Here is a 24614-nt window from a genome sequence, read left to right as displayed (position 1 = left end):
CCGCGATGGCGGTCAGCGACATTCCGGCCCGCACCGGGGAACCATCGGCGCGCCCACCACGGGCGCCTCGCCGGGCCCGTGGTGAGGGCCAGTGGGCGCTCGGGCACCGCGAGCCGCTCAACCCCAATGAGCGGACCAAGAAGGACGACAACCCGCTGAACGTGCGGGACCGGATCGAGAACATCTACGCTCATCGTGGTTTCGCCTCCATCGACCCACAGGATCTGCGTGGCCGGTTCCGCTGGTGGGGTCTCTACACCCAGCGTAAGGCAGGAATCGACGGTGGTCGTACCGCCGTGTTGGAACCACACGAGCTGGAAGACGAGTTCTTCATGCTCCGGGTGCGCGTTGACGGCGGTCAACTCGACCTGGCCCAGCTGCGGACGATCGCCGAAATCTCCCGGGAGTTCGCCCGGGACACCGCCGACATCACCGACCGGCAGAACATCCAGTACCACTGGATCCGGGTCGAGGACATGCCGGAGATCTGGCGGCGGTTGGAGGCGGTCGGCCTGCAGACCACCGAGGCGTGCGGTGACTGTCCCCGCATCGTGCTGGGCAGCCCGGTCGCCGGGGTGGCCGAGGCGGAACTGGTCGACCCCACCTCCGCGATCGACGAGATCGTCCGGCGGTACGTCGGCGACAAGCAGTACTCCAACCTGCCGCGCAAGTTCAAGTCGTCGATCTCCTGGCTGGTGGACACCCCGTACGAGGCCAACGACATCGCCTTCCTCGGCGTCGACCACCCCGAGCACGGCCCCGGCTTCGACGTGTGGGTCGGCGGTGGGCTGTCCACCAACCCGATGCTGGCCCAACGACTCGGTGTGTGGGTGCCGCTGGGTGAGGTGCCGGACGTCTGGGCCGGCGTGGTCGGCATCTTCCGGGACTACGGCTACCGCCGGCTGCGCCACCGGGCCCGGCTGAAGTTCCTCGTCGCCGACTGGGGCGTGACGAAGTTCCGTGAGGTGCTGGAGAAGGAGTACCTGGGCCGGACGCTGCTCGACGGGCCCGGCCCCGACCTACCCGACAAGCCGATCGACCACATCGGTGTACACCCCCAGCGGGACGGCCGTAACTACGTCGGTGCCGCCCCGGTGGTCGGTCGGGTCTCCGGCACCCAGCTCGCCCAACTGGCGGACGTGGTGCAGGCGCACGGCAGCGATCGGGTGCGGCTGACGCCGTACCAGAAGCTGCTGGTGCTCGACGTGCCGCCGGAGCGGACGGAGTCACTGGTCGCGGGCCTGCGCGAGATCGGCCTGGAGGCCCGGCCGTCGGCCTGGCGGCGCGGCACCATGGCCTGCACCGGCATCGAGTACTGCAAGCTGGCCATCGTCGAGACCAAGGCGCGCGGCGAGGAACTGGTGGCCCGGCTGGAGCAGCGGCTGCGGGACTTCGACGCAGACATCTCCATCCACATCAACGGCTGCCCGAACGCCTGCGCCCGCACCCAGGTCGCCGACATCGGCCTCAAGGGGCAGTTGGTCACCGGGCCGGACGGCCGTCAGGTGGAGGGCTTCCAGGTGCACCTGGGCGGTGGGCTGGGCATGGCCGAGGGGCAGACCGCCGGCTTCGGCCGCAAGCTGCGCGGACTGAAGACGACCGCCGACGAGCTTCCCGAGTACGTCGAGCGGCTGGCCCGGCGCTATCTGGCTGGCCGCACCACGGGCGAGACCTTCGCCAACTGGGTGATCAGGGCCGACGAGGAGCAACTGCGATGAGCGAGGTGACGCGATGAGCAGCGAGACCCGTGCCGCACCGTTGTACTGCCCGTACTGCGGCGAGGAGGACCTGCGGCCGAGCGAGACCGGGCCCGGCGCCTGGGAATGCCACGCCTGTGCCCGGGTCTTCACCGTACGCTTCACCGGCCTGCTCTCCCGGGCGGTGCAGCAGTGAGCGCCCTGGTCTCTGCCGCCGGCCTGGGGCTGGTCAGCACCACACCCACCCCGACCGGTACGCCGACCGGCGCCGCTCGGCGGGAGCCGGAGCAACTGCGGGAACTGGCCGAGCGTGCCGGCCGGGAGCTGGAGGGCGCGCCCGCGCTGGAGATCGCCCGGTGGGCCGCGGAGACCTTCGGTGCACGGTTCTGCGTGACCAGTTCGATGGCCGACGCGGTGCTCGCCCATCTGGTGTCCCGGGTGGCCCCCGGGGTGGACGTGGTCTTCCTCGACACCGGTCTGCACTTCCCGGAGACCCTCGCCGTCCGGGACGCGGTCGCCCGGCGGCTGCCGGTCAACGTCCGCTCCATCCGGCCCCGGCTCACCGTCGGTCAGCAGGACGGCGAGTACGGGCCACGGCTGTTCAACAAGTCACCGGACGAGTGCTGCCAGCTGCGCAAGGTCGAGCCGCTGGAGCGGGCGCTCGCCGGCTACGACGCCTGGGCCGCCGGGTTGCGGCGGGACGAGTCGCCGACCCGGGCCAACACGCCGGTGGTGACCTTCGACGCCCGCCGGGGCAAGGTCAAGGTCAACCCGATCGCGGCGTGGACCCAGGCGGACGTCGACGCGTACATCGCTCGGTGGAACGTACCGGTCAACGAGCTGTTCCGGCGCGGCTACGGCTCCATCGGCTGCTGGCCGTGCACCCGGCGGACGAAGTCCGGCGAGGATCCGCGCGCCGGCCGCTGGGCGATGTTCGAGAAGACCGAGTGCGGGCTGCACCTCTGACCGAACGAGCGGAGCCCTCCGACCACCTGGCCCGGTCCGAAGACCTGGCCAGGTCTGAGGGCCTGGGCTCGCTCGACGGCCTGGGCTCGCTCGACGGCCTGGCCCGGTCCGGAGGGCCTGGGCCGGGCGGGGAGCCGGTGCTCCTGGTGGCCCACGGTAGCCGTGATCCCCGGGCGGCCGAAGCGATCCGGGCGCTGGCCCGGGCGGTCTCGGTCGCCCGGCCCGGCGCGCCGGTGCTGGCGAGCTGGCTGGACCACACCGCGCCCGATCCGACCGAGGCGTTGCGTGGGCTGGCTGCCGCCGGGCATCGTCGGGCGATCCTGGTGCCGCTGCTGCTCACCGCCGCGTACCACCGGCGGGTTGACATTCCCGCGGCGGTCACCGCCGCCCGGCAGTCCGGGCCGCCAATCGAGGTCGGCATCACCGACGTGCTCGGCCCGGTGGGCGACGAGGTGGATCAGGCGCTGCTGGCCGCGTTGCGCCGCCGGCTGGACGAGGCGGAGCCGGGCCGGTTCGACGCGCTGGTGCTGGCTGCGGCCGGTACCCGGGATCCGGCCGCACGCGCGTCCGTCGGTCGGGTGGCTCGGGCTCTCGGTACGGCCCTCGGCACGCCGACCCGGGTCTCGTACGCCTCTGCGGCACCCCCGGCCGTCGGCGCGGCGGTGCAGCGGCTACAAGCCTCTGGCGCGCGCCGGGTCGCCGTGGCCGCGTACTTCCTGGCACCCGGCCTGTTCCACGACGCGGTAACGGCCGCCGCCCAGGCTGCCGGCGCAGTCGCGGTAGCCGCCCCCCTGACCGACGCCCCCGACCTGGTGAACCTCATCCTCCACCGCCTCTCCCACCCACCCGCCAGCCTTTGTTGATCATGAGGTTGACGGCAGTCGTTGATCTCTGAACTGCCGCTAACCTCATGATCAACCTGGGCTGACGGGTGGGGCGGGCGGCAGAACGCCCCGGGCGGCTTGGGGGCCGGCCGGGGCGTTCTGGGGTGCGTGTGTGGCAGGTCAGGCGGAGTGAGCGCGCAGCACCCGGAGGCCACCGCGCCGCTTGACAGCGCGCCGCTCCTCCTCGCTCATCCCGCCCCAGACGCCAGCGTCCTGACCGGACTCCAGCGCCCACTGCAGGCACTGGTCGGTCACGGAGCAGCGCCGGCAGACGGCCTTGGCCTGCTCGACCTGCAGGAGAGCCGGACCGGACGTCCCGATCGGGAAGAACAGTTCCGGGTCCTCATCGCGGCAGACAGCATGGTGACGCCAGTCCATGGCGGCAACACTCCTCATTCTGGGTGGGTGGCAGATGTTGCAGTTGGTGCTTTTCCTATATGCATCCGCAATGCCGATGGTGACGGTTCGCGATCGTCAATTCGGCAATGCGTGAGCAGGCTGTTAGCCCCGGGACCTGCTGGAACAGCTCAACCTGTCGAGCGTATCCAGGCAATGTCCCGGCAACTCAAGTTCGCTTGTGAATACTTTCACGAACTTACGCAATGTCAAGGGTGGCGCTCGGAAAAACTCCGCGCGGTGAGCAAGCCCACAACCCTTTTGTCCGAGTTCTGGATCACTCCAGTTACCCGGCTTACCACAGTCGAGAATCAATATAGTACAGTCCGCCGGACAATGCTGACATTTCCGGCATCGGTCGGGGTGTCGCGGTCGTCGCGCTGGGGGTCGCGTCGACCAGAACTCCGTCCGGTGGTACCGGAGACCTAACAGATTACTCTGAGTGCGGCGGGAACGGAGGTGAATCTGACTTTTTCCCGCTCACCAAGATAGTCGCCATCGAGCTGGAAAGCCTGCGGACGGCTCGCGACCAGCGTGAACTCCGCTACATCGTGCCGACGCAAAAGTTGGCGACCGCGCGGATTGGGTGCGGCGGAGAGGAACTGCGTCACTGTGCGTGTTGTGCTGGCAACGCCAAGCTGACGAAAGGCCAGCACATCGAGCCCCAGATCGAACGACGCCTCCGGGTTCGGGTTGGCCTCCCGATCCCCCACGTACGTCCAGGGGGCGGTGTTCTGCACGATGATGCTCGCCAGGTCACTCTCTGTCGCCTCACCCGGCTGCTCCAGCCGGATCGCCGGATGGCGCCGTTCGGCGCCGAACAGGAACTGCGCGGTGAAGGCGCGGAAGTAGAGGCCCGGCGAGGAGACCCGGCCACGGCGACGGGCCTCCTCGACGCGGTGGATGACCGCCGCGTCGAGCCCGAAACCGGCGCAGAAGGTGAAGTAGCGGTCGTCGGCGCGGCCGAGGCCGATCGTGCGGCGCCGGCCCAGTCGCAGCCCCTCCATGAGCATGCTGGCGCCCTCCGCCCACTCCCGAGGAAGACCCAGGGCCCGGGCGAAGACGTTGGTCGAGCCACCCGGCACGGTGGCCAGTGCGGGCAACCGCTCGGCGGTGGGCGGCTGCCCGCCGACGGTGGTCGCCGACATCAGCCCGTTGACCACCTCGTTGACTGTGCCGTCGCCACCGAGGGTGACCACGACGTCAACGCCTTCCACGGCGGCCTCTCTGGCCAGCTTGGTGGCGTGACCACGCTGGCGGGTGTACCGCACGGAGAGGTCGACTTCGCTGCGCAGCGCCCGGACCAGTACGTCCCGCGCTCGCTCGCTGGTGGTGGTGGCCTTCGGATTGACCAGCAGGACGGCCCGCATGGGCGGCACTGTACCTCGCGACGGCACGGGTATCGTGACCGCGTGACCATCGACTCCAACCCGACCCCCGTCACGCTCCGTTGGGCGGTCCGGCTGCTGCGCGTCGAGGCGGTCGCCGTCGGGCTGATCGCCGCCTGGCTGGTCGTCGCCGACCTCACGGCCAGCACCACTGACCTGACGTCGGCATTGCTGGTCACAGCCTTCGCCATCGGCGCCGCAGTGGTGCTCTGGGCGTTGGGCAGCGCGCTGGTGCGTTGCCGGGCGGGTGCCCGCGCGCCCGCCATCGTGCTCCAGCTCATGCTCCTGCCGATCGGCTGGTTCATGATCCAAGGGGGGATGGGCTGGCTCGGGGTGCCGCTGATCGCGCTCGGGCTCGGCGTCACCTGGCTACTGGTGAGCCCGCCCACGACCCGCGCCCTCGGGTTCGAGTGAGCCGGCCGTCACCAGCCTGACGCGCGGCGGGTCAGCAGGGAGATCGTGGCGCGGTTGTCGGCTGCGGTCGCCGATGCCGACGTGGTCAGCGCGGTCAGCACCTTCCACGCGAACGAGGACTCGGCCGGCAGCTTGGCCCCCCGCACGGTGGGCACGGTCACCTCGACGGTCAGCGCATCCTCGGTGACCGCGAAGCGGCAGTCGAGTTCGGCGCCCCGGGGCGCGATGGCGAGCAGCATCGCGCAGGCCTCGTCGACAGCGATGCGGAGATCCTCGATCTCGTCGAGCGCGAACTGCAGACGGGCCGCGAGGCCAGCGGTGGCGGTGCGGAGCACGCCGAGGTACCCGCCGTCGGCAGGCACGGTGAGGTGCACGATGTCGTCTTCGGTCGTCGGTTGGCCGGTCAGTTGAGTCACCACTCATCCCCCCGGTCGGGGACTCTACCCGCTGAATGGGCCGGACGGTTGACTCACGTCATCGTTTGCCGGCGGTTGGCCCGATGCCGGCCACGGCAGACCTGGCCACGGCGGCTGCATGTGCATCGACACCGACAACGGGCGTACGCCGCTGCCCAGGACGCCGACGGCCGGCCCGCCCCCGGTGGGGTGGGCCGGCCGCGTGGGCGGGCACTCAGGCCTGCTTGGTCTCCCAGAAGATCTTGGAGATCTCGTCGATCTTCTGGAGCAGTTCGTCGGCCTTGGCCGGGTCGGTGGCACCCTTGGCGCCGGCGGCACCGGCCAGCTTGGTGGCCTCGTTGAACAGCTGGTGCAGGTGCGGGTACTTCTCGAAGTGCGGCGGCTTGAAGTAGTCGGTCCACAGCACCCAGAGGTGGTGCTTGACCAGGTCTGCCCGCTGCTCCTTGATCAGGATGGCGCGGGTCCGGAACTCCGGGTCGGTGTTGGCCTGGTACTTCTCGCAGATCATTTTCACCGACTCGGCCTCGATCCGAGCCTGGGCGGGGTCGTAGACACCACAGGGCAGGTCGCAGTGCGCGCTGGCGGTCACGCGGGGCGCAAGGATGCGGGCAAGTCGCATCAGGATCCTCCATCAGACGTTTGCGATGATCCAAGACGACATTACTCCTGGACGAGGTCCCCGAGACCGGTGGAGGTGAAACGGGTGTCCGTGCCGCAGTTGCGATGGCCGCTGTCGCCCGTACTCGTGACCGGTCCCTCCATGTCGCCGACGCTGCGGCACGGCGACGCGGTGCTGGTCCGCCGGGGTGGCCGCAGGATCCGCCCCGGCGACGTGGTGATCGCCGTCTTCCGCACCCGTCCCGACCTGCTGGTGGTCAAGCGTGCGGTCCGTCCGACCGACGGCGGGTGGTGGGTGTACGGGGACAACGACCTGGTCACCGACGACTCCCGGGCGTACGGAGTGGCCGACGTGGTCGGCCGGGTGGTGGCCCGGTACTGGCCCCACCCCGGGCGGGTACGGCCCCGACCGTTATGACCCTGCTCACATGGGGGACCTGCCCATCCAACTATGCTCGGAAGTGCCCGGGTGACCCCCCGCACCACGCGCCGCCGCTCGTCGCCTCACCGTGTGCCCGACCGGCTGGTTCTCTGCTCGACAGATCCTGGAGTCACCATGCCTTCGTCCACCGTGGACCCTGCTGATCCCGTCTTCCAACTGCACCGGGGCGGCAAGATGGCCGTCGTCTCGACCGTCCCGCTGACCAGCCGGGACGACCTCTCCCTCGCGTACACCCCGGGTGTGGCCCGGGTCTGCGAGGCCATTGCCGCGGATCCGACGCTCGCCCACGACTACACCTGGGCGTCGAACACCGTAGCGGTCGTCACCGACGGCTCGGCCGTACTCGGCCTCGGCAACATCGGCCCGCGCGCCGCGCTGCCGGTGATGGAGGGCAAGGCCGTGCTGTTCAAGCAGTTCGGCGGGGTCGACGCGGTACCGGTCTGCCTGGACACGCAGGACGTCGACGAGATCGTCGCGGTGGTCAAGGCGCTCGCGCCCTCGTTCGGCGGGATCAACCTGGAGGACATCAGCGCACCCCGCTGCTTCGAGGTGGAACGCCGCCTCGACGAGGCACTGGACATCCCGGTCTTCCACGACGACCAGCACGGCACGGCGATCGTCGTGCTGGCCGCGCTGCGCAACGCGGCCACCCTGCTCAACCGCAAGCTCGGCGACCTGCGGGTGGCGGTCAGTGGCGCGGGCGCGGCCGGCGTGGCGGTGACCAGGATGCTGGTGGCCGGGGGAGTGGACCCGGACCAGGTGGTGGTCTGCGACTCCCGGGGGATCATCTCCGCGTACCGCACCGGCCTGACCGGCACGAAGGCGGAGTTGGCCGAGCTGACCAACGCCGACGGGCGGCAGGGCGACATCGCCGAGGCGCTGCGCGACGCCGACGTGCTGATCGGCGTCTCCGGCGGGCAGATCCCCGAGCACGCGGTGGCCGCGATGGCGCCCGGCGGGATCGTCTTCGCGTTGGCCAACCCCACGCCGGAGGTGCACCCCGAGGTGGCCGCGCGGCACGTCGCGGTGGTTGCCACCGGCCGCAGCGACTTCCCGAACCAGATCAACAACGTGCTGGCCTTCCCGGGTGTGTTCCGGGGTGCGCTTGCGGCACGGGCCAGCCGGATCACCGACGCGATGAAGGTCGCGGCGGCCGACGCCATCGCCTCCGTGGTGGCCGAGTCGCTGACCCCGGAGGCGATCGTGCCCTCCCCGCTGGACCCGCGGGTCGCCCCCGCCGTCGCCGAGGCGGTCGCCGAAGCCGCCCGCCGCGACGGCGTCGCCCGCGCCTGAGGTGTAAGGAAGGGGCCCTTCTTAACGCCTCCGGTAGAGGAAGGGCCCCTTCTTAACAGACGCGCAGCTTGTTACCGTGCCGATCATGCGTGCCGCCTACGTCTCCCGGTTCGACGACGCCGACCCGCTCGCCGCGCTCACCGTCGGTGAGCAGCCCGAGCCGAGCTTGCCTGACGACAGCTGGGTGACCCTGCGCGTCACGGCCAGCTCGCTCAACCACCACGACCTGTGGTCGCTGCGCGGCGTCGGGCTGCGCGCCGAGCAACTGCCGATGATCCTCGGCTGTGACGCGGTGGGCATCGACCCCGACGGCAACGAGATGGTCGTCTACCCGGTGGTGCCCACCCCGGGAGACCCGCGCGGCATCTCCATCCTCTCCGAGCACTTCCCGGGCACCCTCGCCGAGCGGGTGGCCGTACCCCGGTCGAATCTGCTGCCGCTGCCGGCGGGGCTGGCGGCGACCGACGCGGCGTGCCTGCCGACGGCCTGGCTGACCGCGTGGCGGATGCTCACCACCAAGGGCCGCGTCGACGAGGCCGAGGCCGTGCTGGTCCAGGGCGCCGGGGGTGGCGTGGCCACCGCGGCGGTCGCGCTCGCCGCCGCGATGGGCAAACGGGTGTACGCGACCAGCCGTGACGCCGCCAAGCGGGAGCGGGTCGCCGGCCTCGGCGCGACCGCTGTCGAGCCGGGTGCTCGACTGCCCGAACGGGTCGACGTGGTGATCGAGACGGTCGGCGCGGCGACCTTCGACCATTCGCTGAAGTCGGCCGCCACCGGGGCCCGGATCGTGGTCTCCGGCGCGACCGCCGGTCACGAGCCGAAGGTCAATTTGCGCCGGGTCTTCGCCATGCAGCTGGAGATCCTGGGCACCTCGATGGGCACCCCCGCCGACCTGGCCGACCTGCTCGCCTTCTGCGCCGAGCGGAACGTCCGCCCGGTGGTGGACAGCGTGGTGCCGTTCAGCCGGGTCGCCGACGCCTTCGCCCGCCTGCACTTCGGAGCCGTCTTCGGCAAGGTCGTCGTCGATCACACCGCGTGACGCGAGGATGTTAGAAGGGGGCCCTTCCTCTACCTGAGACGTTAAGAAGGGGCCCTTCCTTCCATCACAGGTGGTTGTCGAGGGTGGCGATGTCGTCGCGGGCGGCGGCGGTGGCGATGCGACCCTTCGCGTCGGTGTCGCCGTAGAGCGTCCAGCGCAGGAACTCGGTGGTGGTGTCGGCGACGACCCGTAGCGAGGTGTTGTCGCCCAGCAGGGCCCGGCCGTGGTCGCCGTCGGGCAGGCTCAGCATGGCCTTCGGCCAGGGCACCTTGTCGTACACCGCCTTGCCGGCCGAGTATTCCACCACCTCGTCGGCCTCACCGTGCACGAACAACTGCGGTGCCGTGGCGCCCGCGAAGGCGGTGCCCACGCCCAGCGCGGTGCCGGCGAAGACGATCCCGGCCGCCAGCCGCTCGTCCCGGCCGGTGGTGAACAGCCCGATCGTGGTCACCCCGCCCGCAGAATGTCCGGCAGCGGCCACCCGATCGGTGGCCAGCCGGCCGCGCAGCGGATCGCCGTCGCGGGCGTCCAGGGCGAGCACCTGGGTCAGCGCGTACGACACGTCGGCCGGCTGGTTGAGCACGTCGAGCACGTTGGGCTGACCCGACCCGGAGGTGTGCGGAAAGGTCGGCGCGGCCACCACGAAACCGGCCGCCGTCCACCGGGTCAGCAACGCCTGATAATCCTTGGGTGACCCGCCCAGGCCGTGGCTGAACATGACCACCGGAAACCGTCCGTCGGCGGCCTGCGGCGAGTTCGTCGGCTTCCCGCCCGCGCGTCCGGCCGCCGGGTACCAGATGGTGATCGGCAGCGGCCGGTCGCCGTCGCGGTTGCGCTTCAGCTGTCGTACGCCGACCGCGAAGGTGCTGGCCGGGGCATTGCCGGCGGGAATCGCCGGTGCCGATGCGCTGGCCGACGGGGCTGCGGTGACCGCCGGTGTGACACTCGCGCTCGCCTGTGGGGCAGGCTCGGTATCGGCGGAGCACCCCACTAACGCACTGGCAACCAGCGCACCGGCGAGCAGAACGGAGACACCACGACGCGACATGCCCCCAATTCTGCCTCCCCCACCCCACACTCCCCGCCCCAACCCCCACCCCACCCTCTGCGCCGATCTTGCAGTTCTGGTCGCCGGAATGCCCGCTTTGGCAGGTTATGTCGAGGCGGAAAGTGCAAGATCGACGCGGGAGAGAGGGCGGGGAGGGGGTGGGTCAGGGTGGGGGTGGGTGGGAGGGGAGGCGGGTTTCGAAGGTGGTGGTGCCGGGGAGGTGGGCGTGGGTGGGGAGGCGGCGGGCGGCTTGCTGGTCGCCGTAGAGGGTCCAGCGGAGGAAGTCTGTGGTGCTGCCGAGGACCTGGGCGAAGCCGGGACGGCCGGGCGTCAGGTACTCGCCGTGTCCCTGGCCGACCAGGCTGAGGAAGCTGGCCGGTCCGGTCGTACGGCGGTAGGCGGCCCGGCCGACGCTGAGCGGTACCACCGAGTCGGCGGTGCCGTGCACGAAGAGCATCGGTGCGGGTGGTTCCGCGAAACTGCCCGCCATCCCGCCGCCGGCGATCACGATGCCGGCGCGTAACCGGGCCGGACGTCCGCTGGTGAACATGCCCGAGGTGGTGAAACCGCCCGCCGAATGGCCGGCCGCCGCGACCCGCTGCACGTCGAGATGGCCGGCGAGGGGGTCCGCGGCTCGGCGGTCGAGCCGGACCAGATACCGGATCACCCGCCACCCGTCGGCGGGCTGGTGGCGTACGTCGGCGCGGGAGAACTGGGCGGCGCCGCGCCGGGTGTGCGGGTACGCCGGGGCGGCCACCACGAAACCGGCGGCTGCCCAGCGAGTGGTCAGCCCGGCGTGCAACTCGGGCAGGCTGCCCAGACCGTGGCTGTAGAGCACCACCGGGAACCGCCCCTCGGCGACCTGAGCGTCCTGGGTCGGGTACCAGAGGGTCACCGGCAGCGGGCGGGCCGAGTCGGGGTCGACGACGAAGTCCCGGACGCCGACCGCGTACTGCACCTGCGGTGCGGCCCTGGTCGGTACCGGTCGTCCGGGCGGCTCACCGGGCGAGGCGCAACCCGTCAGCCACACCAACAGCAGGGCCACCGTCGACGCGGCGAAGCGTTGCCTGATCCCCACGGCATCACGGTAGATCCCGCGATCACCCGCCCGGGTCCGGTTGCCCGGTGCCCTACGCGAGCCGTTCGGCCGACTGGCACGGGCCATTCGACTGGACCTGTTTCGCTAAGGTTCCGGCATGGCTGAGAACTACACCGACCCCAGCGGCAACACACAGGCCTTCCGCGCCTTCGCCGCCAACACCGCCGACACACCGACCGAGTCGTCCTCCCGTACCGGTCTGATCGTCGGGGTGGCCGTGGTCGCGGTGCTGCTGGTCGTCCTTGCCGGCTGGATCGCCCTCAGCTGACCTCTGCGGCTCCGCGCGCCGCACCGCGGCCGGGCATCCGCTCGCGGGCCGGGCATCTGCTCGCGGGTGGAGTCAGCCGGCCGCCACCACGGCCCTGGCCTCCCGGGCGATCTCCCGCTCCTCGTCGGTGCCGATCACGCAGACTGCCACCTCGGCGCCGGCCGGCGAGATCAACCGGTCGCCGCTGCCCGCGTTGCGTTCCGCGTCGACGGTGATGCCCAGCCGGGTGAGCCCGGCCAGCGCGGCGGCCCGCACCGGTGCCGCGTTCTCACCGACGCCGGCGGTGAAGGTGACCGCGTCCACCCGTCCGAGCAGGGCGTAGTACGCCCCGACGTATTCGGTGATCCGGTGGCAGTAGACGTCGAAGGCGAGCGTGGCCGCCTCGTCTCCGGCCGCCCGCCGGGCCAACACCTCGCGCATGTCGTTGACGCCGGTCAACCCGAGCAGGCCGCTGCGGTGGTTGAGGAGGTCGTCGATCTCGTCGACCCCCAGCCCACCCTCTCGACGCAGGTGGAACACGATGGTCGGATCCAGATCGCCGCTGCGGGTGCCCATCACCAGACCCTCCAGCGGGGACATGCCCATCGAGGTGGCGACGCTGCGTCCAGCGGCGATCGCGCACGCGCTGGCCCCGTTGCCCAGGTGCAGGCTGATCGTGTTGACCTCGGCGTACGGGCGGTCCAACAGTTCGGCGGTGCGCCGCGAGACGTACGAGTGCGAGGTGCCGTGAAAGCCGTACCGGCGGATGCCGTACCGCTGTGCGGTGTCGCGGTCGATCGCGTAGGTGGCGGCGGACTCGGGCAGCGTGTGGTGGAACGCCGTGTCGAAGACGGCGACCTGCGGCACCTGCGGCAGGGCCTCGCGAGCCATCGTGATGCCGGCGAGGTTCGCCGGGTTGTGCAGTGGGGCCAGCGGCACCAGGTCGGCGATGGCGGCCAGCACCGCATCGTCCACCAGCGCCGGAGCGGTGAAGCGTCGGCCGCCGTGCACCACCCGGTGCCCGACGACGGTCAGCCCGCTCAGGTCCAGCCCGGCGAGGATCTGCCGGACCGCAGCGGCGTGGTCGGGCGGCCCGCCGTCCGGCTCGCCGACCCGTTCGACGGTGCCCTTGGCGAGGACGCGCTCCTCGTCGTACAGCCGGTACTTGACCGAGGACGAGCCGCAGTTGAGCACGAGCGCCTTGCTCACGACGTCACCCCATCGTCGGCCAGCGCGGCAGCCTGGATGGCGGTGATCGCCACGGTGTTGACGATGTCCGGCACGGTGGCCCCTCGGGATAGATCGTTGACCGGGCGGCGTAGACCCTGCATCACCGGACCGACGGCCACCGCTCCGGCCGAGCGCTGCACCGCCTTGTACGTGTTGTTGCCGGTGTTCAGGTCCGGGAAGATGAAGACGGTGGCCCGGCCGGCGACCGTACTGTCGGGCAGCTTCGTCGCCGCCACGGCCGGGTCGATCGCGGCGTCGTACTGGATCGGTCCCTCCACGGCCAGGTCGGGCCGGCGCCGACGGACCAGCGCGGTGGCCGCCGCGACCTTCTCCACATCGGCACCCGCGCCGGAGCTGCCCGTCGAGTACGACAGCATCGCCACCCGGGGTTCGATGCCGAACCGGGCCGCCGTGTCGGCCGACGAGATCGCGATGTCGGCGAGCTGGGCGGCGTCCGGGTCGCGGTTGACCGCGCAGTCGCCGTAGACCAGCACCCGGTCGGCCAGCAGCATGAAAAAGACGCTGGAGGCGACGGAAACCTCCGGCATGGTCTTCACGATCTCGAACGCGGGCCGGATGGTCGCCGCCGTGGTGTGGGTGGCGCCGGAGACCATGCCGTCGGCATAGCCGGCCCACACCATCATGGTGCCGAAGTAGTTCGGCTGGGCCACGATGTCGTACGCCAGCTCGGCGGTGACGCCCCGATGGGCGCGCAACTTCGCGTACGCCTCGGCGAACTCGTCGCGCCACTGGCTGCTGCCCGGATCCACCACCCGCGCCGCGCCGACGTCCACGCCCAGCTCGCGGGCCCGACGGGCGACCTCCTCGGGCCGACCGAGCAGGGTCAGTTCGGCCACCCCCCGGCGCAGCAGGATCTCCGTGGCGCGCAGGATCCGCTCCTCGGTGCCCTCGGGCAGCACCAGGTGTCGGCGTCGGCTCCGAGCCCGGTCGATCAGGTCGTACTCGAACATCAGCGGGGTGACCCGGGTGGAGCGACTGACCCGCAACCGGCTGGCCAGCTCGGTCGTGTCCACGTGTGCCTCGAAGGCGCCGAGCGCGGCCTCCACCTTGCGCGCGTTGGCGGTGCTGGGTCGACCTTCGATCCGGCTCGACGCGGCCACCGTGTGGTAGCTGTCGGTGGGCACCGAGAGCACCGCGAGGCGGGCGTTGAGCGCCTCCACCAGCTGCATCGCCCGGGGGTCGGGCGCCACCCCGAGGGTGAGCACCAGCCCGGCCAGCGACACCTGACCGGCCACGTGCGCCGCGCTCGCGGCGACCAGGAGGTCGTCGCGGTCACCCGGCATGATCAGCAGGGCGCCCTCGGTCAGGTGTTCCAGCACGGTCGGCACGTGTGCCGCGCCGACCACGTAGTCGAGCACGTCGCGGGCGAGCGCGGTGTCGTCGCCGGCCAGCCGGGTGGCGCCGAGCGCCGCCGCCACCTCGGCCACCGTCGGCGCGGAGACGCTGGGCACCTCGGGAATCGCGTACGCGGGGACCGGCAGGCGGGGCAGCTGCATGTCGCCCGGCACCCGGTTGGCGAGCACGGCGAGCACGGTCGCGCCGAGGTCGACCACGTCGTGGTACGCCCCCCGGCTGGCTGCGGTGATCGCCGCCGGCTGCTGCCCGAGTCCGTCGACCACGGGCACCACGACACTGCCGAACTCCGTGGCCAGCCGGGCGTTGAACGCCAGCTCGCGGGGGCCGGCACCGTCACCGGCGTCGGCGAAGTCGCTGCCCACCACGACCATGGCGGGGAACCGTCGTTCCACGTCCCGGTAGCGTTCGACGATCCGGGTGATCAGCTCCTCCCGCCGGCCGTCGGCGACGAGTGCGGTCGCCTCGGCGTACGTGGTGCCGGAGAGGTCGGCCACCGGCAGTCCGACCCGGTACCGCTCGCTGAGCAGGGCGAGGATCGGGTCCGGCCGGTCCGACGTGACCAGTGGACGGAACACGCCGATCTGGCCGACCTGTCGGGACAGCAGTTCGGCCAGGCCGAGGGCGATGGTCGATTTCCCCCCGCCCGAGCCGACACTGGTCAGGTACACGCTTCGGGCCACGGAACTCACGCTACAAGATCCAGGTCGCTCCCGCCCGGGTCCTCGTACCCGGGTATCCGGGCCCTCCGCCGCTGCGATCAGTCGTCGTCTTCGTCGTCGAGCCGGGCCAGCCAGGTGGCGAAACGTTCGATCGGCGTCTCGAACTCCGGGTTCAGGTCGACGAAGTCCCGCAGCCGCTGCCCGAGCCACTCCACGCTGACCTGCTCGTCGCCCCGCCGCTCGACCAGTTCCTCGATGCCCCGGTCGGTGAAGTACATCCGCCTACTCGCTTCCTCACCGGTGTCGTACCGGTGAAACCGGCCGATCCCGTCCCACTCGAGGGTGGGACGGGACCGGGATGAGTCTCGTCAGGGTCGGGGAAGGGCCGCCTCGATGAGGGCGGTCTGCTCGACCTCGTGCATCTTCGCCGAGCCGACGGCCGGGGCGGCGGCGGCAGGGCGGGAGATGCGGCGCAGTCGCACCCCGTCGAGGTGCTCCAGCAGGTTGAGCGCCACGAACGACCAGGCGCCCTGGTTGGCCGGCTCCTCCTGCACCCAGGCGAAGTCCTCGGCGTTCGGGTACTGGGCGAGCGCGGCCCGGATCTCCTCCACCGGCATCGGGTAGAGCTGCTCCAGCCGGATGATCGCGGTATCGGTGACGCCGCGCTCCTGCCGGGCCTGGAACAGGTCGTAGTAAACCTTGCCCGAGCAGAGCAGCACCCGCTTCACCTGCTCCGGAGCCGGCGCCGCCTGATCGGCCAGCACCGGGGCGAAGGTGCCGGTGGTGAAGTCCTCCACCGAGGAGACGCAGAGCTTGTGCCGCAGGAGGGACTTCGGCGTGAACACCACCAGCGGCTTGCGCTTGGGCGACAGCGCCTGACGGCGCAGCAGGTGGAAGTAGTTCGCCGGGGTGGTCGGGATGGCCACCCGCATGTTGTCCTCCGCGCACAGCTGGAGGAACCGCTCCGGGCGGCCGGAGGTGTGGTCCGGGCCCTGTCCCTCGTGGCCGTGCGGCAGCAGCAGGGTCACCGCCGAGCGCTGACCCCACTTCACCTCGCCGGAGGAGATGAACTCGTCGATCACCGACTGGGCGCCGTTGACGAAGTCGCCGAACTGCGCCTCCCAGCAGACCAGGGCGTCGAGGTTCTCCACCGAGTAGCCGTACTCGAAGCCCATCGCGGCGTACTCGGACAGCAGCGAGTCGTGCACGAAGAACCGGGACCGCTCGCCGTCACCGGTGAGCGACTGCAACGGCAGGTAGTCGTCGCCGGTCTGCGCGTCGACGATCGAGGCATGCCGCTGCACGAAGGTGCCGCGCCGCGAGTCCTGCCCGGCGAGCCGGACGGTGACGCCGTCGTGCAGCAGGGAACCGAAGGCGATGATCTCGCCGAAGCCCCAGTCGATGTTGCCCTCGACGGCCATCTTGGCCCGCCGGTCGAGCAGCTGCTGGATCCGCTTGTGCGGGGTGAAGCCGTCGGGCAGGTTGATGTGCGCCTCGCCGATGGCCTTGACCACCGACGCGTCGGTGGCCGTGTCCACCTGCGGCTCCGGCTCGTCCTGCCGGGGCGGCCGGGCGAGCTGGCGTGGAGTGGTGGCCGCGTCGCGGGTGGCCTTGAAAACCCGCTCCAGCTGGGACTGGTAGTCGCGCAGCAGCTCCTCCGCGTCCTCCACGGTGATGTCACCGCGGCCGATCAGCTCCTCGGTGTAGAGCTTGCGGACCGAACGCTTCGAGTCGATGATCTTGTACATCTGGGGGTTGGACATCGAGGGGTCGTCGCCCTCGTTGTGCCCGCGCCGCCGGTAGCAGACCATGTCGATCACGACGTCCTTGTTGAACGTCTGCCGGTACTCGAAGGCCAGCCGGGCGACCCGCACCACGGCCTCGGGGTCGTCGCCGTTGACGTGGAAGATCGGCGCCTGGATCATCCGGGCCACATCGGTGCTGTAGAGGCTGGAGCGGCTGTACTCCGGGGCGGTGGTGAAGCCGACCTGGTTGTTGACCACCACGTGCACCGTCCCGCCGGTGCGGTAGCCGCGCAGCTGGGAGAGGTTGAGCGTCTCGGCCACCACGCCCTGACCGGCGAAGGCGGCGTCACCGTGCACCGCCAGCGGCAGCACGGTGTAGCCCTCCAGCTTGAGGTCTATCCGGTCCTGCTTGGCCCGGACGATGCCCTCCAGCACCGGGTCCACCGCCTCCAGGTGCGACGGGTTCGCCACCACGGAGACCTTGACCGAGTGGTCGCCGTCCGGGGTGGTGAACTTGCCGTTCTGGCCGAGGTGGTACTTCACGTCGCCGGAGCCCTGGGTGGAACGCGGGTCCAGGTGCCCCTCGAACTCCGAGAAGATCTTCTCGTACGGCTTGCCGACGATGTTGGCCAGCACGTTGAGCCGACCCCGGTGGGCCATACCGATGACGACCTCGTCCAGGTCGTTCTCGGCGGCGGACTCCAGGATCTCGCCGAGCAGCGGGATCAGCGACTCGCCGCCCTCCAGCGAGAAGCGCTTCTGACCGACGTACTTGGTCTGGAGGAAGGTCTCGAAGGCCTCGGCCGCGTTGAGCCGGTTGAGCACGTGCTTCTGCTCGTCGGCCGACGGCTTCTCGTACTTGCGCTCGACCCGCTCCTGGATCCAGCGGCGCTCGGCCGGGTCCTGGATGTGCATGTACTCGATGCCGACCCGGCGGCAGTACGAGTCGCGCAGCACGCCGAGGATCTCCCGCAGCCGCATCCGCTGCCGGCCGGCGAAGCCGTTGACCGGGAAGGTGCGGTCCAGGTCCCACAGGGTCAGCCCGTGCTGGAGCACGTCCAGATCCGGGTGCTTGCGGATCTTGAACTCCAGCGGGTCGGTGTCGGCCATCAGGTGACCGCGGACCCGGTACGAGTGGATCAGCTCGTGCACCCGAGCGGTCTTGTTGATCTGGCCCTCGCTGTCGACCGCGACGTCGCGCATCCAACGCACCGGCTCGTACGGGATGCGCAGCGAGGTGAAGATCTGGTCGTAGAAGCCGTGCTCACCGAGCAGCAGCTCGTGCATGACCTTGAGGAACTCACCGGACTGCGCGCCCTGGATGATCCGGTGGTCGTACGTGCTGGTCAGCGTGATGACCTTGCTGACCGCCAGCTCGGCCAGGGTGGCCTCGCTCATGCCCTGGTACGGCGCCGGGTACTCCATCGCGCCGACGCCGATGATCGCGCTCTGGCCCTGCATCAGGCGCGGCATCGAGTGCACGGTGCCGATGCCGCCCGGGTTGGTCAGCGAGATCGTGGTGCCGGAGTAGTCGTCCATGGTCAGCTCGTTGCGGCGGGCGCGTCGGACGACGTCCTCGTACGCCTGCCAGAACTGCCGGAAGTCCATCTGCTCGCAGCCCTTGATGGAGGGGACCACCAGGTTGCGGCTGCCGTCCGGCTTGGCCAGGTCGATGGCGATGCCCAGGTTGACGTGCTCCGGGCGGACCATGGTCGGCTTGCCGTCGACCTGGGCGTAGGAGTTGTTCATCTCCGGGTGCGCGACCAGCGCCCGGATCAGTGCGTAACCGACCAGGTGGGTGAAGCTGACCTTGCCGCCACGCCCCCGGGCCAGGTGGTTGTTGATCACGATCCGGTTGTCCACCAGCAGCTTCGCCGGGACGGCGCGCACGCTGGTCGCGGTCGGCACGGCCAGCGAGGCGTCCATGTTCTGGACGATCTTGGCGGCGACGCCGCGCAACGGGGTGTTCTGTGGGCCGGTGGCGGTCGGGGCGGTCTTCGCCGACGCGGCCTTGGCGAGCGCCTTCGCCGCCTCGGTCCTGGCCGGCTGGGCCTTCGCCGGCTGGGTCTTCGCCGGAGCCGGCGCCGTGCGCGGCTCGGCCTTCTCGGCGGCGGCCTTGGCGGCCGGCTCGGGCTTGGCCGCCGGCGTGGTCTTGGCCGGGGCTGTTTCCTTGCGGGCGGGCTCGGCGGTGCTGGTCGTGGACCGGCCGGCGCCGTCACCTTCGGCCGAGCGGGTGGCGCCCGGGCCGGGCCGGTAGTCGGCGAAGAAGTCGTGCCAGGCCGGGTCGACGCTGCCGGGGTCGGCGAGGTAGCGCTGATACATCTCCTCGACGACCCACTCGTTCGGGCCGAAACCCGCCAGTGGGTTCTCCTGCGAAGTCTGCTGGGTCGACACGGCCGGTAATCGCCTCTTTCACGCGGGTTTGTATGTCACGCGGTGTCCGCCGGCGCCGGAACGGGCGCAGAGGACGGATCCCAGGCTACGCCGTGCCGATCGCCAAGGCATTTCCGCCTCCGCCGCGTGGTCCGATTCACAGAAGATGCTAGAAGTTCGGTAAGGGCCACGTGTCCAGTTGCTGGCTGTAACGACCCGATGGGCCCGGTTGGTCCGGCCGCTCGCCGGTGTACCGGGCCCATCGTCAGGGCGCTGAGGCGGGTGAGCTCCCGCGTCCGTCAGGAGATGTCGCGCCGCCGGGTGAGCAGCAGACCGACGATGCCGCTGGCCAGCGCGTACCCGACCAGCACGAGCGCGCCCACCCACCAGGGCGGGAACATCTCGCTCTCGCCGGGCGTGATCATGATCTGCGACGCGGCGGCCGGCCAGATCACCTGCCACTTCAGTACGGCCATGCTGTCCAGCCAGCTCGACAGCAGCAGGAAGAGCACGCCGATGACCTGGGTACCGATCAGGTAGAGCACCGAGGCGGTGATCACCGCACCCAGCTGGTTGGTGATCAGGGTGCCGATGCCGACGCCGAGCACGGTCCAGATGGCGTACGCCATCAGGTTGAGCAGCAGCGCCCGCTGGACCTCCCATTCGCCGAGCAGGGTGCCGTGGTCGTTCAGCGTCAGGAAGGCGGCCCCGGCACCGAGGTCGATCACCGTGGTGACCAGCCAGAACGCGAAACCGAGCAGGCTCGCCGCGATCAGCTTGCTGACGATCACCGCAGCGCGCCGCGGGGTGGCCAGGAAGGTCGTGGTCGCGGTCTGGTGGAAGAACTCGTTGGTGACCATCAGGATGCCGATCAGCATCACGAACAGCAGGCCCAGGTACTGGCCGGAGGTGTAGAGGTTGGCCGCCTGCGCCGGGGCGGACGCGGCGTCGCCGGTGACCCCGAGGTCCTCGCCGCCGCCGTCCACCGTCGTGTTGAACAGCCAGGCGTTGAGCGGGAAGGCCATGGCGATCGACACGAGCGCCCCGATGGCCAGCCACCACCAGGTGCTGGTCGTGCGGATCTTGAGCAGTTCGGAGCGGACCAGGTTGCTCATCGAATGCCCGCCTTTCCAGCCGTCAGCTCAAGGAACACGCGTTCCAGGTCGGGTCGTTCGGTGGTCAGCTCGTGCAACTCGACACCGGCGGTCAACGCCACCCGGCCCACCGTCGGGGCGTCCACCCCGCCGATCAGCAGCGCGCCCTGCTCGTCGGTCTGCACCGTGGCCGGCCCATCGGCCAGCGCCCTGGTCAGCTCCTCCGCCTGCGGGGTACGCACCCGGACCCGGACGCTCTGCGCCATCGAACCGATCACCTGCTCGACCGGACCCTGCCGGACCAGCTGACCCGCCGCGATGATCACCACGTCGTCGGCGAGCAACTGCATCTCCGACAGCAGGTGGCTGGAGACCAGCACGGTGCGGCCCTCGGCGGCCAGCGCCTTGAGGAACCCACGCATCCACCGGATGCCCTCCGGGTCCAACCCGTTGGCCGGCTCGTCGAGGATCAGCACCCGTGGGTCACCGAGCATCGCGGCGGCGATACCGAGGCGCTGCTTCATACCGAGTGAGTAGCCCTTGAACTTGCGCTTCGCCGCCGGGGTCAGGCCGACCAGCGCGAGCGCCTCGTCGGCCCGCTGCCGTGGCAGCCCGGCCGCCGCGCAGATCACCCGCAGGTGGTTGATCCCGGTCCGGCCCTTGTGCGCGCTGGACGCCTCCAGCACAGCGCCGACGTGTCGCAGCGGCTCGGCCAGCTCCGGGTACCGGCGTCCGCCGATGGTCGCCGTGCCGGCGCTCGGGGTGACCAGGTTCAGCAGCATGCGCAACGTGGTGGTCTTACCCGCGCCGTTCGGGCCGAGGAAGCCGGTGACCCGGCCCGGCGCGACCGTGAACGACAGGTTGTTGACCGCGAGCACGTTGCGGTACTGCTTGGTCAGGCCGGATACCACGATCTGCGCGTCATTGGTGGGGCGTGACTGCCCGTCGGACATCATTCTCCTCCCGTGGCGCCGAGATGCGCCGTTGCACAGCGTGACGGTAGCCGTCAACCAAATCAATCGGGCGCGCTCCGGAGATCGCAGTCCGCCCCAGGCAGGAGCCGCCTCATCCCCAGGTATTACGTGATCGACGGCCGTTCCTACCGGGCGATCCAGGTGGCGCGGGCGCGGCCGAGCAGGGCACCGTCCGGCCCGTACAGGCTGGTGCGCACCATCGCCTTACGTCCCACGGCTTCCACCACCGCGCCGGTCACCACGCACTCGTCACCGGGCCGGGGCAGTGCCTCGATACGGACCGCGATCCGGCCCAACACGTATGGTCGACCGGCCTCGATCACCGCCCAGCCCCCAGGGCAGTCCAGGGCGGCCCAGACCGTGGCGGTGGTCACCTGCGCGGGCACCGAGAACTGTGCGGCCGTCCGGCCGTCGGGCAACCGCCCGGGAAAGATCCGGAGCCCGTCGACCCGCTGCGGCCCGCAGACGTAGCAGCCGGGAAACGGGTGCTCCGTCAGGCCGGGGTACGCCGCCGAGGCGGCCCGTGCGGTCGCCAGGTCGACCGGCGGCACCACGTCGTCGAGGTGCTCCGCCGGACGGAGTTGGGCGACCACTTCCCCGGCCGGATCGTGCACCTGGTCACCGGCCAGCGTCAGCGGGGTGTCCAGCGGCGGCGGTTGGCGCAGCGTCACCTCGACCGGCCGCTGTCCGCCGTACGCCGTGGCGAAGACGCCCGCACTCCAGCCGCCGTTGCCCGAGCCGGGCGGTCCGTTGAACCGTGCCTCGATGATCATCGGTCTCCTCCCGCCGTACCGGCCGATCGCCGGCCGCCCCGGCAGCCTCGCACGATCTGCCTGGGACGCCGGAAGGTGGGCCACGCCCGATCGCCGCCGATGAGCACAGGCTTTTTTCAGGTACCGCCCAGCACGGGTGCAGCGATGACACGGATGATGGGCGACATGGCGGCTACCCAGACCGAGGCGCGACTGCTCGTCGTCGAGGACGATCCCAACATCCTCGAACTGCTCTCCGCGAGCCTGCGCTTCGCGGGCTTCGACGTGGCCACCGCCACCAGCGGCAGTGCTGCGCTCAGCGCGGCCCGTGACCACCGGCCCGACCTGGTGGTGCTCGACGTCATGCTGCCGGATCTCGACGGCTTCGAGGTGATCCGGATGATGCGCGAGGGCGGCACGCGTACGCCGGTGGTCTTCCTCACCGCCCGGGACGCCACCGACGACAAGATCCGTGGCCTCACCCTGGGCGGCGACGACTACGTCACCAAGCCGTTCAGCCTGGAGGAGTTGACCGCCCGGATCCGTGCGGTGCTGCGCCGCACCAGCAGCGGCGAGCAGGCGCCGGCCCGGCTCACCTTCGCCGACCTCGAACTGGACGAGGAGACCCACGAGGTCTACCGCGCCGGCCAGCGTGTCCAGCTCTCGCCGACCGAGTTCAAGCTGCTGCGTTACCTGATGCTCAACGCCAACCGGGTGCTGTCGAAGGCGCAGATCCTCGACCACGTGTGGAACTACGACTTCCGGGGTGACGACAACATCGTCGAGTCGTACATCTCGTACCTGCGACGCAAGGTCGACACCACCGAGCCCCGGCTGATCCACACTCTGCGTGGGGTCGGCTACGTGCTGCGCAAGCCGGCGGCGTGAACGCGCTACAGCAGGGCAAGACCCGGCTGCGCGCGGTACCGCTGCGGGTCAAGCTGGTCGCGGCCGTCCTCGCTCTGGTCGCCGCCGCGCTGCTGGTGATCGCCTCGCTGACCACGATCTTCCTGCGCAGCTATCTGGTGGACCAGGTGGACGCCGAGCTGAGGAGCGCCAGCCTCACCATCGAGACCGCCGTGATCACCGCGCGGTCGAGCACGCTCGGCATCCCCACCGACTACCTGGTGGTGGTCATCGACAGCAGCACCGGCCTCGTCGACGGGGTGGGGTTCGACAACAAGCGGTTCGGCGAGGCTGACCTGCCACGTTGGCCCACCACTGTCGCCGGCTTCGAGGAGAAGGCCGGACAGCCGTTCGACACCCGCGCCCGCGGTAGCGAGGTGCGCTGGCGGATCCTCTACACCGAGCTGCCGAACGGGCAGTGGGCGGCGATCGGGCAGCACCTGACCGACGTGGACCGGGCGGTCAAGCGGCTGATCTGGATCGACCTGCTGGTCGGCGGGGCGGTGCTGATCCTGCTGGCCTCGATCGGTGCGGCGATCGTCCGGACCAGTCTCAAACCGCTGGTGGAGATCGAACGTACCGCCGCCGCCATCGCCGGCGGTGACCTCAGCCGCCGGGTGCCCGACCCGGAACACGGGCAGCCCTGTCCCACCTCCGAGCTGGGCCGGCTCTCCCGGGCCTTGAACGCGATGCTCAGCCAGATCGAGATGGCCTTCACCGCCCGTGCGGCCTCGGAGAGCGCCGCCCGGTCGGCCGAGTCGGCGGCCCGGGACGCCGCCGAGGCGGCGCGCGCCTCCGAGGCCCGAGCCCGCCGGTCCGAGGAACGGATGCGGCAGTTCGTCGCGGACGCCTCGCACGAACTGCGTACCCCGCTGACCACCATCCGCGGTTTCGCCGAGCTGTACCGGCAGGGTGCTGCCCGCGCCCCCGAGCAGACCGCCGACCTGCTGCGCCGCATCGAGGACGAGGCCGCCCGGATGGGCCTGCTGGTGGAAGACCTGCTGCTGCTGGCCCGGCTGGACCGCGAGCGCCCGCTCTCCCTCGCCCCGGTGGAACTGCCGGTGCTGGCCGCCGACTCGGTGGCCGCCGCCCGGGTGATGGCGCCGGACCGGCGGATCGAGCTGGAGATCGCACCCGGCTCGGGGCCGCTGGTGGTGCGCGGCGACGACGCGCGGCTGCGGCAGGTGATCGGCAACCTGATGACCAACGCGGTGCGGCACACCCCGTCGGAGGCGTCGGTGACGTTGCGACTGCGGGCCGAACCGGGCAACCTGGCGGTGATCGAGGTGGCCGACACCGGCCCGGGGCTCACCCCCGATCAGGCGGAGCGGGTCTTCGAGCGCTTCTACCGGGCGGACGCCTCGCGGACCCGGCGGATGGGCGGAAACACCGGCACCGGGCTCGGTCTGGCCATCGTCGCCGCGCTGGTGACCGTGCATCAGGGCACCGTGGAGGTGACCGACACACCGGGCGGGGGTGCTACCTTCCGGGTCCGGCTGCCGCTCGCCCCGGACATCGACGGCGAGCCAGAGTGACTTTCAGCGAACGCTCAGGCCA

At 70.8% G+C, this 24614-nt stretch carries 24 protein-coding genes; 11 read left to right on the top strand and 13 right to left on the bottom strand.

Annotated features, from left to right (window positions below; translation table 11 throughout):
- Positions 1 to 5 precede the first annotated feature (5 nt).
- The 4 genes from AB0M35_RS22525 (at position 6) to AB0M35_RS22510 (ending at position 3526) form a co-directional block, all read left to right on the top strand.
- Positions 6 to 1718, top strand: coding sequence for a nitrite/sulfite reductase (locus tag AB0M35_RS22525; protein ID WP_363747585.1), 1713 nt, complete (start codon positions 6 to 8; stop codon positions 1716 to 1718).
- Positions 1719 to 1731: 13 nt separating this feature from the next.
- Positions 1732 to 1893 (top strand): hypothetical protein, encoded by a 162-nt coding sequence (locus tag AB0M35_RS22520; protein ID WP_363747584.1) that lies wholly within the window; start codon positions 1732 to 1734, stop codon positions 1891 to 1893.
- The gene (locus AB0M35_RS22515; protein WP_363747583.1) at positions 1890 to 2663 is read left to right on the top strand and encodes a phosphoadenylyl-sulfate reductase; all 774 of its coding nucleotides are present in this window, start codon (positions 1890 to 1892) and stop codon (positions 2661 to 2663) included. The genes AB0M35_RS22520 and AB0M35_RS22515 overlap by 4 nt, the downstream gene beginning before the upstream one ends.
- A gap of 98 nt (positions 2664 to 2761) precedes the next feature.
- On the top strand, positions 2762 to 3526 hold the full coding sequence (locus AB0M35_RS22510) for a CbiX/SirB N-terminal domain-containing protein (RefSeq protein ID WP_363747612.1): 765 nt from the start codon (positions 2762 to 2764) through the stop codon (positions 3524 to 3526).
- A 141-nt stretch (positions 3527 to 3667) separates the two neighbouring features.
- Here the strand turns inward: AB0M35_RS22510 and AB0M35_RS22505 are convergent, their stop codons facing one another.
- Both AB0M35_RS22505 and AB0M35_RS22500 read right to left on the bottom strand, forming a co-directional pair.
- Positions 3668 to 3925 carry a WhiB family transcriptional regulator gene (locus tag AB0M35_RS22505; RefSeq protein ID WP_007072794.1) on the bottom strand — a complete coding sequence of 86 codons (258 nt, stop codon included), beginning with the start codon at positions 3923 to 3925 and terminating at the stop codon, positions 3668 to 3670.
- Between the two features lie 443 nt (positions 3926 to 4368).
- Positions 4369 to 5313, bottom strand: a complete 945-nt coding sequence (locus tag AB0M35_RS22500; RefSeq protein WP_363747581.1) for a diacylglycerol kinase family protein — start codon at positions 5311 to 5313, stop codon at positions 4369 to 4371.
- Between the two features lie 42 nt (positions 5314 to 5355).
- On the opposite strand from AB0M35_RS22500, the gene AB0M35_RS22495 reads away from it, so the two are divergent.
- A complete protein-coding gene (locus tag AB0M35_RS22495) occupies positions 5356 to 5745 on the top strand; it encodes a hypothetical protein (RefSeq protein ID WP_363747579.1) in 390 nt (129 codons plus the stop codon).
- A gap of 8 nt (positions 5746 to 5753) precedes the next feature.
- On the opposite strand, the gene AB0M35_RS22490 is transcribed toward AB0M35_RS22495, so the two are convergent.
- Positions 5754 to 6161: an anti-sigma regulatory factor gene (locus AB0M35_RS22490; protein ID WP_363747577.1), complete on the bottom strand. Its 408-nt coding sequence runs from the start codon at positions 6159 to 6161 to the stop codon at positions 5754 to 5756.
- Between the two features lie 214 nt (positions 6162 to 6375).
- Positions 6376 to 6780 (bottom strand): superoxide dismutase, Ni, encoded by a 405-nt coding sequence (gene sodN, locus AB0M35_RS22485; protein ID WP_363747575.1) that lies wholly within the window; start codon positions 6778 to 6780, stop codon positions 6376 to 6378.
- A gap of 75 nt (positions 6781 to 6855) precedes the next feature.
- On the opposite strand from sodN, the gene AB0M35_RS22480 reads away from it, so the two are divergent.
- The 3 genes from AB0M35_RS22480 to AB0M35_RS22470 all read left to right on the top strand — a co-directional run bounded on the left by AB0M35_RS22480 (position 6856) and on the right by AB0M35_RS22470 (position 9553).
- Positions 6856 to 7197, top strand: a complete 342-nt coding sequence (locus tag AB0M35_RS22480; protein WP_363747573.1) for a S26 family signal peptidase — start codon at positions 6856 to 6858, stop codon at positions 7195 to 7197.
- A gap of 138 nt (positions 7198 to 7335) precedes the next feature.
- Entirely contained in the window at positions 7336 to 8514 is a 1179-nt protein-coding gene (locus AB0M35_RS22475; RefSeq protein WP_363747571.1) for an NADP-dependent malic enzyme, read from the top strand.
- Positions 8515 to 8590: 76 nt separating this feature from the next.
- Positions 8591 to 9553: a zinc-binding dehydrogenase gene (locus AB0M35_RS22470; protein WP_363747569.1), complete on the top strand. Its 963-nt coding sequence runs from the start codon at positions 8591 to 8593 to the stop codon at positions 9551 to 9553.
- 64 nt (positions 9554 to 9617) lie between these two features.
- Here AB0M35_RS22470 and AB0M35_RS22465 read toward each other — a convergent pair whose 3' ends face one another.
- Together AB0M35_RS22465 and AB0M35_RS22460 are read right to left on the bottom strand one after the other, a co-directional pair.
- Positions 9618 to 10601: a chlorophyllase gene (locus AB0M35_RS22465; protein WP_363747568.1), complete on the bottom strand. Its 984-nt coding sequence runs from the start codon at positions 10599 to 10601 to the stop codon at positions 9618 to 9620.
- A 163-nt stretch (positions 10602 to 10764) separates the two neighbouring features.
- Positions 10765 to 11679, bottom strand: coding sequence for an alpha/beta hydrolase (locus tag AB0M35_RS22460; protein ID WP_363747567.1), 915 nt, complete (start codon positions 11677 to 11679; stop codon positions 10765 to 10767).
- Between the two features lie 118 nt (positions 11680 to 11797).
- Between AB0M35_RS22460 and AB0M35_RS22455 the strand changes: the two genes are divergently transcribed.
- A complete protein-coding gene (locus AB0M35_RS22455; RefSeq protein ID WP_363747565.1) occupies positions 11798 to 11968 on the top strand; it encodes a hypothetical protein in 171 nt (56 codons plus the stop codon).
- Between the two features lie 72 nt (positions 11969 to 12040).
- Here the strand turns inward: AB0M35_RS22455 and AB0M35_RS22450 are convergent, their stop codons facing one another.
- The 7 genes from AB0M35_RS22450 to AB0M35_RS22420 form a co-directional block, all read right to left on the bottom strand.
- Positions 12041 to 13156, bottom strand: a complete 1116-nt coding sequence (locus tag AB0M35_RS22450; RefSeq protein ID WP_363747563.1) for an acetate kinase — start codon at positions 13154 to 13156, stop codon at positions 12041 to 12043.
- Positions 13153 to 15243, bottom strand: a complete 2091-nt coding sequence (gene pta, locus AB0M35_RS22445; RefSeq protein WP_363747561.1) for a phosphate acetyltransferase — start codon at positions 15241 to 15243, stop codon at positions 13153 to 13155. Before pta ends, AB0M35_RS22450 begins: the two co-directional genes overlap by 4 nt.
- Before the next feature lie 68 nt (positions 15244 to 15311).
- On the bottom strand, positions 15312 to 15491 hold the full coding sequence (locus AB0M35_RS22440) for a DUF6104 family protein (RefSeq protein ID WP_363747560.1): 180 nt from the start codon (positions 15489 to 15491) through the stop codon (positions 15312 to 15314).
- Positions 15492 to 15581: 90 nt separating this feature from the next.
- Positions 15582 to 19352, bottom strand: coding sequence for a multifunctional oxoglutarate decarboxylase/oxoglutarate dehydrogenase thiamine pyrophosphate-binding subunit/dihydrolipoyllysine-residue succinyltransferase subunit (locus AB0M35_RS22435; protein WP_363747559.1), 3771 nt, complete (start codon positions 19350 to 19352; stop codon positions 15582 to 15584).
- Between the two features lie 278 nt (positions 19353 to 19630).
- Positions 19631 to 20446 (bottom strand): ABC transporter permease, encoded by an 816-nt coding sequence (locus AB0M35_RS22430; RefSeq protein WP_363747558.1) that lies wholly within the window; start codon positions 20444 to 20446, stop codon positions 19631 to 19633.
- Positions 20443 to 21378: an ATP-binding cassette domain-containing protein gene (locus AB0M35_RS22425; RefSeq protein ID WP_363747557.1), complete on the bottom strand. Its 936-nt coding sequence runs from the start codon at positions 21376 to 21378 to the stop codon at positions 20443 to 20445. The genes AB0M35_RS22430 and AB0M35_RS22425 overlap by 4 nt, the downstream gene beginning before the upstream one ends.
- 146 nt (positions 21379 to 21524) lie before the next feature.
- Positions 21525 to 22172 (bottom strand): hypothetical protein, encoded by a 648-nt coding sequence (locus tag AB0M35_RS22420; RefSeq protein WP_363747556.1) that lies wholly within the window; start codon positions 22170 to 22172, stop codon positions 21525 to 21527.
- Positions 22173 to 22337: 165 nt separating this feature from the next.
- Between AB0M35_RS22420 and AB0M35_RS22415 the strand changes: the two genes are divergently transcribed.
- On the top strand, positions 22338 to 23039 hold the full coding sequence (locus AB0M35_RS22415) for a response regulator transcription factor (protein WP_363747555.1): 702 nt from the start codon (positions 22338 to 22340) through the stop codon (positions 23037 to 23039).
- The gene (locus AB0M35_RS22410; RefSeq protein WP_363747554.1) at positions 23036 to 24592 is read left to right on the top strand and encodes a HAMP domain-containing sensor histidine kinase; all 1557 of its coding nucleotides are present in this window, start codon (positions 23036 to 23038) and stop codon (positions 24590 to 24592) included. Before AB0M35_RS22415 ends, AB0M35_RS22410 begins: the two co-directional genes overlap by 4 nt.
- Positions 24593 to 24614 lie beyond the last annotated feature (22 nt).

Origin of the sequence: Micromonospora sp. NPDC051196 (assembly GCF_040682415.1) — a bacterium.
Classification (GTDB): Bacteria; Actinomycetota; Actinomycetes; order Mycobacteriales; family Micromonosporaceae; genus Micromonospora.
The sequence above is the reverse complement of the archived record's forward strand: the minus strand, read 5'-3'. Positions and strand labels throughout refer to the sequence as shown.